This window comes from Curtobacterium sp. VKM Ac-2922 (assembly GCF_022815645.1).
Lineage (GTDB): Bacteria > Actinomycetota > Actinomycetes > Actinomycetales > Microbacteriaceae > Curtobacterium.
This window is the reverse complement of record NZ_JALGRO010000027.1, coordinates 1-290: the sequence shown is the minus strand read 5'-3', so window position 1 is coordinate 290 and position 290 is coordinate 1. Positions and strand designations below refer to the sequence as shown.

Genomic DNA, 290 nt, shown 5'->3' with positions numbered 1-290 from the left:
CACACCGTCGCGTCGTCCTCGTCGAAGATCCCCGCCCCCGTCGCCTCGGTCCCGAACGTGCTCGGTGGGAACACCTCTGTCGCCCTCGACAAGGGGTTCACCGACGCCCTCACCAGCCTGAAGCTCACCCCGGGTGTCTCCGGCACCGCGAAGCTCGAGAACGGTGCCGTGTCGTTCCCGATCACCGCCGGCTCCGTCACCTACTGGTCCCCCGACGGGTCGTACCGTCCCTACGTGCAGGGTCTGCTGAACCACAACGGTTCCGGCCTGACGCTCAAGGCCGGCGACAC

Annotated in this window: 1 pseudogene; it reads left to right on the top strand. The window is 68.3% G+C overall.

Going from position 1 to position 290, the window contains the following annotated elements:
- A pseudogene (locus tag MT346_RS17880) lies at window positions 1–290 on the top strand (hypothetical protein); the annotation flags it as partial.